Genomic DNA, 6,888 nt, shown 5'->3' with positions numbered 1-6,888 from the left:
GCTTGCTTTTTGCCTTATGCGCGACGCTCAAGCGAAAGACCCCTTACGACGCGGACCATAACAGCACGAAGAACTCTGCAAACGCGTGAGCCTATTCCTTTGTTCGGCCAGGCGGCCATTCCTTCGTCCCGACCTGCCGATCGCCAGAGCGCCGCGCGCAGATGCTGTCCAGGATGCCTTCGGCACCGGCAGAGCCGGCGCGTAGCGTCCTGGACAGCGTCGAGCACGGCGCTACGATATGCTCATTCAAGGACCCTCAATCCCCCTTGACCACCGGTAGGAGGTCCTACGAAGGCTTCACCACCACCCGCAGCCCGTCCCGCGGCTTTGGGATCGGCCACATCTGCCAGTCGGGCGTGTAGCCCGGCTCCAGCGACACCTCGACGTTCTGCAGGAAGTGCCGGGCAAAGCATTTGGCCTGCATGTAGGCGAAGTGCAGGCCGAGGCACATATGTGCGCCGCCGCCGAAAGGCACCCAGGCGAAGCGGTGGCGGTTGCGCTGGGCTTCCTCGGTGAAGCGAGAGGGATCGAAGCGATCCGGCTCCGGCCAGATGTCTTTCATGTGATGCGTATAGAGCGGGTTGATGCCGATCGCCGTCCCGGCGGGAACCATAAAGCCCTTGAAGCTGAAATCGCGCATGGCGCGGCGCGGCATCGAGGGCACCGGCGGTTTGATCCGCAGCGCTTCCTTGAAGGCCATCTCCGACAGCGGCATCTTTTCGAGATCGTCGAAGCTGGTCGGCGCATCGGCGGAAAGCCCAAGCGCCAAAACCTCGTCGCGCAGCTTCTTCTGCCACTCCGGATGCGCCGCGAGCTCGCCGATGAAGGAGGTCAGCGACGAGGTCAGCGTGTCGTGCGCCGCCATCATCAGGAAGCTCATGTGGTCGATGATATCCTGCTCGGAGAGCAGCGCGCCGTCGTCATGGGTGGCACGGCAGAGCTGCGAGAACAGATCCTCGCCGCCCGCCTCGGCGCGGCGCAGCGGAATCTGCTCGCGAAAATAGGCGACGATACGCTTGCGGCCCTTCACGCCGCGCGCCATCTGCGTGCCGGGCAGGGGGCGGCGGATCGGGGTGACCGCGGCTGCGACCATGTCGACGAAGGCGCGGTTGATCTCGTCGACCTCCGGTCCGATCTCGGCGCCGAGGAAGGATGTTGCGGCCAGATCGAGCGTAAGCTGCTTCATCGCCGGATAGAGCTGCATCGCGCCCGGCTTCGCCTTCCACTGCGCGACGCGAGCGGCGATGCCGCGGTCGAGATCGCTGAGATAGGATTTCATCGGCCCGGATTTGAACGCGACGGACAGGGCCTTGCGGTGCAGCCGGTGCTCGTCGAAATCGAGCAGCATCAACCCGCGCGGAAACAACAGGCCGAGCACCTTGTTCCAGCCATGGGTCGACGAGAACAGCTTCTGCTGGTCGAACAGCACGAGTTCGTTGGCCTCGGGGCCAAGCAGCACGACATTGGTCTCGCCGAAGAAATGGGTGCGGTAGACTGGGCCGTATTTGGCGCCGTTCGCCTCGATATGACCCTTGGGATCCGCCAGCACCTGAAAGGTCTTGCCGATGATCGGCCAGCCCTCGTCGCCGGGGATGTGCGTCAGCTCGTTGCGCCTGGGCGGGCTGAAACTGAGCGCCGGCGAGGCCACATTCTGCATCGACATGACGAGTGCTCCGGTTTGGCTGACCGAACGGAAATCGCATGGCCGCGGCATTATTGCGGCCCGCGCCAGGCTGATGCGATCAGCATAGCACAGGCGCAAACGTCTGACATGTCATCGCCCAACGGAGGCGGTGACGAGGCCTACCGCTTTGCCGCTTCCTTCTGCAGATCCGGGGCGTTGACGGCGGGAATGGCGACGCGGCCGGCGCCGGTCACCTTCAGCGCCTCTGCGGCCTTTTCGTTTTCCATAATCTTCGCCATTACGGCCTGGCCTGCGCGTTCGAAGATCGCGCGGTTCTCGATCACGAATTTTTGCGACTTGCGCAAGCCGTCGATGTAGCCGTTGATCTCAGGCACGACATAGCGCGCCACCAGGTCCCAGCTCCGGCGCGTGTTCTCCGGATTGGCCCAGTCGTGCACGAAGCCGATGACGGCGCCGATTCCGCCCGACACCTGCATCACGTTCTTGATCATCTTGACGAGATCGTCGGGCGTGCCGATGACGGAGGCCGCGCCGTCGACGAAAGCGGTCTTGTCCACGGCCTCGTCGGGCGAGGCGAACGCGGTGAGGCCGGGTCGTTGCAGCGTGCCGACATTATATTCGTTGTGCCAACGCATCAGCCCGGCGCCGGCCTCGCGCCTAGCCTGCTCGCGGGTCTCGGCGAGGTGCCAGGTCAGCAGCACGCGCCAGTTCGCCCGATCGACCGTGGTGCCGTGCTTCCTGGCGGCGTCCTCGGCGAACTGCCATTGCTGCTGCAGCGACATCAGCCCCTGCGTCGTCATCGAGCCGAGCGAGATGATGCCGATGCCGTATTTGCCGGCGAGCGTCATGCCGGAGGGCGAGATCTGCGAGGCCACCACGAACGGCATCTCCTCCTGCAACGGCAGAATCTGGAGTGCGGCGTCGTTCATGGTGAACCAGTCGCTCCTGGCGGTGACGCGCTCGCCGTTGAACAGGCGGCGGATCACGCCGATCGCCTCGTCCTGGCGATCGCGCTGGGTCATCGGATCGATGCCGAGCGTGTGCGCGTCGGAGGCGAGCGCGCCGGGACCGGAGCCGAAGATGGCGCGGCCGCCGGTCATATGGTCGAGCTGCACCATGCGCTGGGCGACGTTGAAGGGATGATGATAGGGCAGCGACACCACGCCGGTGCCGAGCTTAATCCGCTTGGTGCGCTCGCCGGCCGCGGCCAGGAACATCTCCGGCGAGGCGATCATTTCCCATCCGGAGGAGTGATGTTCGCCACACCAGAACTCGTCATAGCCGAGGCTATCCAGCTGCTCGACCAGGTCGAGATCGCGCCGGAACTGAAGCATCGGATGCTCCCCGATCGGGTGATGCGGGGCAAGAAAGGCTCCGAATTTCAGGCGCGCCATGGCGTTCTCTCCGGCTTGATTTTTTGTTTGTTGAGGCCGCGAGGCTACGTGCTGGGAGGAACGAACGCAATCACACGATGTCCCGCGCAGCGGAATGCAGGCATGCGCGGAAACGAGGCGAAGGCGTCTCGTCTTCCTCTCCCCGTCCTTACCGGGCCGCGACGAGCTTCGCTCGCGCTGAGAGGATGGGGTGAGGGCTCTCTCCGCAGTCACAGCAGCAGTCGGATTCGCGGAAGCTCCGCTCACCCGATCGCTTCGCGATCGACCTCTCCCCCGCAAGCGGCAGGGCAATCGCACATGAAAAAGAAGTAGGTGTTATGGCCGATCCTTCGAGACGCCCGCTTTGGCGGGCTCCTCAGGATGAGTCTTGTTCCGCGGCGAAATCTTAGACCCTCATGGTGAGGAGCCCGCCAAGCCGGGCGTCTCGAACCATGCACGCCGCGCACTTTCATGGTCTCCCAAGTGCCATATGCGATTGCCCAGCCCCCAAGCGGGGCGAGGTGAAGGGCGCGCGATGCTTACCTCCGAGGTAATCGCGACGCCGCAATCAATCTGAGACATTCGGGCAGCGAAGTTCGAAGGAAGTCCCGTCCCGATGCATCAAACCGTCACACGACAAATCGCTTCGTCCCGGCGCTGGTGGGTGCTGGCGATCGTCGTGGCTGCCCAGTTCATGTTCGGCGTCGATGCCTTCGTGGTCAATGTCGCCATTCCCACCATCGCGGTCGATCTGCATGCGACGCCGACGCAGATCGAGTCCGTCATCGCGATCTACCTGATCGCCTATGCCACGCTGGTCGTCACCGGCGGCCGGCTCGGCGACATTCACGGCACCAAGAACGTCTTTCTGGCCGGCGTGCTCGGCTTCACCCTGACCTCGCTGTGGTGCGGGCTGGCGCAATCGGGCGTGGAGCTGATCGTCGCGCGGCTGGCGCAGGGCGCGACCGCGGCGCTGATGGTGCCGCAGGTGCTGGCGACGCTGCATCTCTTGTTCACCGATGAATCGCGCGGCCGCGCCTTCGCCATCTACGGCATCGTGCTGGGGCTTGCCGGCGCGGCGGGCTTCCTGCTCGGCGGCCTCCTGGTCACGATCGATCTCGCCGGCACCGGCTGGCGCTCGGTGTTCTTCGTCAACGTGCCCTGCGGCATCGTCATCGCGGCCGCCGCATGGCGCATCATGCCGCCGGTGCCGCGCCGGGCCGGCACAAAGCTCGATGTCAAGGGAAGCATCGTGCTGTTCGCCGGATTGCTGTGCCTGATCGGACCGCTGCTGTTCGGCCATGATGTGGGCTGGGCGCCGTTGCTGTGGGCGGTGATGGCGATCGGCGGCGCAATTCTCGCGGGCTTTTTGCGGCTCGAACGTTCCGTCGCGCGTGCCGGCGGCATGCCGCTGATCGAGCTCACCTTGCTGGCGGACGCGGCTTTTCTGCGCGGGCTCGGGGCAGCCTTGTTTTTCTTCGCCGCCAATCTGTCGTTCTATCTGGTGATGACGTTGTTCATGCAAAAAGGTCTGAAGATCGCGCCACTCGCAGCCGGTATCGCCTTCATTCCGCTTGCGCTCGCCTTCGTGGTGGCGTCACGCCACAGCGGCGCGCGGACGCGGCATCGCGGCACCCTGGTGTTGATCGAAGGCTGCGCGTTGCAGATTGCGGGCCTCGCTGCGCTGGCGCTTGTTGCAGGCTTTGTCGATGCGCCGACGCCGATTGAGCTCGCGCTGACCATGCTCATCTTCGGCTACGGTCAAGGGCTGGTCATGGCGCCACTGTCCGGCGCGGTGCTCTCGACCGTGAAGCCGGCCGCTGCAGGCTCTGCCTCCGGCATCTACGGCACCACCGCGCAGATTGGAAATGCGGCCGGAGTGGCCGCAATCGGCGCGGTGTTCTTCGTCATCGAATCGTTGCAATCGGCGCGCGCAGGATTCGTCGTCTCGCTCGCGCTGTTTGCGGCGTTAATCACGATCTGCGCCGCATTTCTGGCGTGGATGCGCCTTGCCTCTGCACGAAGTTGAGGCATTGCGGTTAATACCTGCGGATTCCAGCGGGTTTTCCCGCGATTTCGTAGCGATCGACAGCACACGGTCTTTTTATTTTGCGCCGCAGCAACTATTTGATTTGGGTGACGTTGAACGTCGCCTGCCAGGAGTTGCCGTGTCGCTCGCCAGAAATGTTGATCTCTTGAGACGCCTGTCGAAGGCGGATGGTTTGCGCTTTGCCGAGCTCGGCCGGAGCGCTGGCTTATCCAGCCCCTTGGAAGAAGTGACGAGCTTCGGCAGCAATCCCGGCAATCTGCGCATGTTCAAATTCGTGCCGGCGCAATTGCAGAAGCCACGCGCGCTTGTCGTCGTGCTGCATGGCTGCGGCCAGACGGCGGCGGGCTACGACTTCGGTGCGGGATGGTCGACGCTGGCCAGGCACTATGGCTTTGCGTTGCTGATGCCCGAGCAGCAGCGCGCCAACAACAGCAACACCTGCTTCAACTGGTTCAATCCGGAAGACACCGCGCGGGACAGTGGCGAGGCGTGTTCGATCCGCGAGATGATCGCGCACATGGCCGAGGCGCATCGCGTCGATCCGCGGCGTATCTTCGTCACCGGTCTCTCCGCCGGCGGCGGCATGACGTCGGTGATGCTTGCGACCTATCCGGAAATCTTCGCCGCCGGCGCCATCATCGCCGGGCTTCCCTACGGCATCGCGTCGAACCTGCGCGAAGCGCTGGACGGCATGTTCCATTCGCCGGCGCGTCCGGCACGCGAGCTCGGCGATCTCGTGCGTAACGCTTCGGACCATCGCGGCCCGTGGCCGAAGGTGTCGGTGTGGCACGGCAGCGCCGACCGCACCGTCAATCCCGGCAATGCCGACGAGATCGTCAAGCAATGGCTCGACCTGCACGATCTGCCGGAGATGCCGATGGCCGAGACCGACGTCGACGGTTATCCGCGCCAGGCCTGGTGGAACAAGGACGGCGAGACGCTGGTTGAGTCCTACAGCATTGCCGACATGGCACATGGCACGCCGCTCGGCATCGCCGACAACGACCAGCGCTATGGCGTGGAAGGTGCGTTCCTGATCGAGGCGGGCATCTCCTCGTCCTATCACATCGCAAAGTTCTTCGGCCTGACCGGCTGGATTCCGGATGCCAAGACGAAGCCGGAGGCAAAGCTGGCCGCCGCGTCGAAGCCGGCGCTGTCGCCCGCACCGCATCTGGCCCGCTCGATCCGCGCGGCAGTTGCCGAACAGCCGGCCGAGCCGAAGCGTGAGACAGCCCGCGGCTTCGATCTCGGCGCGGTCATCACACGGGCGCTGACGGCCGCGGGCTTGATGAAGTAGCTCCAATCCAGCTCGTCGTCCCGGACAAGCGCGCCTCAAGCACGCGCCGATCCGGGACCCATAGCCACAGGAAAAAGTTTGGCGCGAAGACGCAACTCCGAGTCCCAGTAATCACGGCTTGCTGTGATTATGGGTCCCGGATCTGCGCGCCGCTCCGCGCGCTTGTCCGGGACGACGGCGGAGTTGTTGGCGCACACTGCGTCACCCGTGAAAGCTACGCCGTCTGATCGATCATCTCGATCGGCGTCGCCGTCACCTCGCCGCCGGCGACCTGCCGCGTCATCTCCTGATAGTGCCTGAAGAAGTCGCGCGATTGCAGCGCTTTTTGCGCGGCCTCGTCGCTGACGCTGGCGAGGTGGAAATAGCGGCCGTCGTCCCGGTTCTTCATGACGCGATAGCCGATCCGCCCTTTCAGCTCCGGATCGGCGTCGATCGCCTTGATGAAGCGGCCGATCTCCTGGTGCCAGGCCTCCGTTGTGCCGTTCTTGAATTCGTACTTGATCATGAAGTGCTTCATGTGACG

The 6,888-nt window shown here is 64.3% G+C and carries 5 protein-coding genes; 2 read left to right on the top strand and 3 right to left on the bottom strand.

The annotated features are described in order from the left end of the window. Positions 1 to 286: 286 nt before the first annotated feature. Together GWG65_RS12905 and GWG65_RS12900 are read right to left on the bottom strand one after the other, a co-directional pair. Positions 287 to 1,663: a cytochrome P450 gene (locus GWG65_RS12905; protein ID WP_275195940.1), complete on the bottom strand. Its 1,377-nt coding sequence runs from the start codon at positions 1,661 to 1,663 to the stop codon at positions 287 to 289. A 140-nt stretch (positions 1,664 to 1,803) separates the two neighbouring features. After that, the gene (locus GWG65_RS12900; protein ID WP_275195939.1) at positions 1,804 to 3,039 is read right to left on the bottom strand and encodes an LLM class flavin-dependent oxidoreductase; all 1,236 of its coding nucleotides are present in this window, start codon (positions 3,037 to 3,039) and stop codon (positions 1,804 to 1,806) included. A 595-nt stretch (positions 3,040 to 3,634) separates the two neighbouring features. On the opposite strand from GWG65_RS12900, the gene GWG65_RS12895 reads away from it, so the two are divergent. Then, entirely contained in the window at positions 3,635 to 5,047 is a 1,413-nt protein-coding gene (locus GWG65_RS12895; protein ID WP_275195938.1) for an MFS transporter, read from the top strand. A 139-nt stretch (positions 5,048 to 5,186) separates the two neighbouring features. Continuing rightward, entirely contained in the window at positions 5,187 to 6,365 is a 1,179-nt protein-coding gene (locus GWG65_RS12890; RefSeq protein ID WP_275195937.1) for a PHB depolymerase family esterase, read from the top strand. Positions 6,366 to 6,579: 214 nt separating this feature from the next. Here GWG65_RS12890 and GWG65_RS12885 read toward each other — a convergent pair whose 3' ends face one another. Next, the gene (locus GWG65_RS12885) at positions 6,580 to 6,882 is read right to left on the bottom strand and encodes a hypothetical protein (protein ID WP_275195936.1); all 303 of its coding nucleotides are present in this window, start codon (positions 6,880 to 6,882) and stop codon (positions 6,580 to 6,582) included. Positions 6,883 to 6,888 lie beyond the last annotated feature (6 nt).

This window comes from Bradyrhizobium sp. CSA207, from assembly GCF_029051685.1.
In the GTDB taxonomy this organism is placed as follows: Bacteria; Pseudomonadota; Alphaproteobacteria; order Rhizobiales; family Xanthobacteraceae; genus Bradyrhizobium.
The sequence above is the reverse complement of the archived record's forward strand: the minus strand, read 5'-3'. Positions and strand labels throughout refer to the sequence as shown.